Origin of the sequence: Paenibacillus sp. VTT E-133291, from assembly GCF_002264395.1 — a bacterium.
Classification (GTDB): domain Bacteria; phylum Bacillota; class Bacilli; order Paenibacillales; family Paenibacillaceae; genus Paenibacillus_AQ; species Paenibacillus_AQ nitricinens.
This window is the reverse complement of the sequence record NZ_NFVA01000198.1, coordinates 1-2,083: the sequence shown is the minus strand read 5'-3', so window position 1 is coordinate 2,083 and position 2,083 is coordinate 1. Positions and strand designations below refer to the sequence as shown.

Genomic DNA, 2,083 nt, shown 5'->3' with positions numbered 1-2,083 from the left:
TCATTGGCTCAACAGTCTGGGAATGGTAACGTTGTTGTATGGTCCGGTAGAAAAATCTTTGCTTCCTACAGGAGGCGGAGGTCTAAAACCTCCAAAAGGGTTAGATTCTGTAAAAGATTTTGAGGTACAAAAACCGTTGCCGTCATTCAGCACAAATGAAGGTTTTCAATTCAAGATAAATAATCTAGATGTAGATACCCCGGCACTTCCACAGACCCCGGTTCAAATCAATTTTAAGAATGAAATGGACCGGATATTAAGAGAGAAGCTGGAAGGAAAAAGTGACAGTAATCATTCAATAAAGGACGTGGAAGTGAAGGCGGTTGAGGGGGCGGGTAAAGGTGCTGATGTAACAAAAGGGTATGACGTAACACCAAAGTATAGTTCTTATAAAGAGAGATTAGACCGTACACCAAAGAATAATGGTACATGGGAAGCAGAAAGAGGAGAGTCTAAGTTTGTCTCTGAGAAACCTGAAGTTAAAGAGTATCTGGATGAAGCAGGTGTTGATGGAGTAGAATATAAGAATGCAATTCCGAATTTTTCCCTTTTACCAAGGGCGAGGTTAAAATCCCTAATATGACTAATGATAGAAGAAAGAATTTTGCTAATGCTGATGAGACACTGGCTAATCAATGGTCGACTCCTGAGAAAAAATGGACTGCTGATGATGTAGCAGATTGGCGAGATGACAACAATTACACTTGGCATGAACTAAATGATCTTGAGAGTATGCAACTTGTACCAGGCAAAATTAATGGAACGTTTAATCACTTGGGTGGAGTAGGAGAACATAATATTAAAGAAAAGTTAGGAGAATGGCATAATGGCTAGCCTTAACCATGAATTATTCGGTGGAATTTCATACGATTTATACTGGAGTGGAAAGCAGAAGGTAAAGATCTTTGGACAAGAGAGAATTGTTATTTTAAGTATTGATGGAAACGAAGAAGGTGAATTTCAAGATGCTCAAAAAGAAGCGTATATTAATTTTGTTGGCAATATGGAAAATATGATAACGAAAATAGAGGATGCTATCTTTGACTATTATCAAGAAGTTTATATGGAGTATAGAGATATGGTAGGAGAGGATGAAGCTGATAAGATTGCACCAATTATAGAGAATAAAGAAGAAATGGGCAAATTAGTTGAACCCACTCAATTGACTATAAGAAGAGTACGTAAGAATGGAATTAGAAGAATTGGTTTGCTTTTTAATTGTACTTGGGAAATAGAGCATGGGCTTGCCGTGAAAATTGAGGATGAAGAAATAGTTGAGGTAGGCTTCCAAGATATAGTTCTATAATCTGAAGTCGGGGGCAACCAGTAACACGCTTAACCCCTGTAATACCCGTATAAAGATTTCTTCAATTCGCTTGTACGTACAGTAATGCTTGAAAAGTATAATCTATTTAACGCTAAAGCGTTACATAAAACAGGTCGATTATGGTCAGATACAACCATGATTGACCTGTTTTTTGTTACCTTTGTTATCTGCGTTTTTTTCAAAATTACTCGCAACTGTAAAATGTGATACTGAGAAAGAAAAAAACGCACCTTTCAAGATGGATAGCACGACAACTATAGTAAAGGTGAAATGCAAAGAATAGGACTTTATCCGCAACTTAACTGACCCTTGTAACGATGTTTAGGGTGTACGAAAGCAATCTGGTGACGACCAGTCAACATATACAGGTAAGGTAACTAATTTGTTCTTCGATCCCGTTTTGTGCGATGGATACTTCTTAACGACAATAGGCTCAAACTACCATAGACAGTCTCGAGGGATAACGATTTCCTGCTCTACTCACTGACTACCGTTTTCCGACTCTTTCCGTTGAGACTGTTTGGTGTGAGTTTCGCCCTGTCTTCATGCTTGCCATAGCCCAAATGAGTATCCATTTCGGCTTCTAACATCTCCTGAATCGTTTCGGTAGATAGATCCTTTAAGGCATTCTGCTCATCTTTTGCAGAAACTAAATTACTCTCCTTGATAAACTCTCGCAATTGTGTTTTGTCCAAAGTCACATGTGTTTCCCCAACCCTTCACCTGTTTTTTTGCTATCTACTTATTCTTACAGCA

At 38.3% G+C, this 2,083-nt stretch carries 2 protein-coding genes and 2 pseudogenes; 3 read left to right on the top strand and 1 reads right to left on the bottom strand.

Annotation, left to right across the window (positions count from 1 at the left end):
* From CA598_RS32550 to CA598_RS31470, 3 genes and pseudogenes are all read left to right on the top strand, one after another.
* A pseudogene (locus tag CA598_RS32550) lies at window positions 1-583 on the top strand (hypothetical protein); the annotation flags it as partial.
* The gene (locus tag CA598_RS31475) at window positions 580-834 is read left to right on the top strand and encodes an HNH endonuclease (RefSeq protein ID WP_094879042.1); all 255 of its coding nucleotides are present in this window, start codon (window positions 580-582) and stop codon (window positions 832-834) included. The pseudogene CA598_RS32550 and the gene CA598_RS31475, both read left to right, overlap by 4 nt.
* Entirely contained in the window at window positions 827-1,306 is a 480-nt protein-coding gene (locus tag CA598_RS31470; protein WP_094879041.1) for a DUF6985 domain-containing protein, read from the top strand. Before CA598_RS31475 ends, CA598_RS31470 begins: the two co-directional genes overlap by 8 nt.
* A gap of 390 nt (window positions 1,307-1,696) precedes the next feature.
* Here the strand turns inward: CA598_RS31470 and CA598_RS31465 are convergent.
* Window positions 1,697-2,028 (bottom strand): annotated as a pseudogene (locus CA598_RS31465) (transposase); the annotation flags it as partial.
* Window positions 2,029-2,083 lie beyond the last annotated feature (55 nt).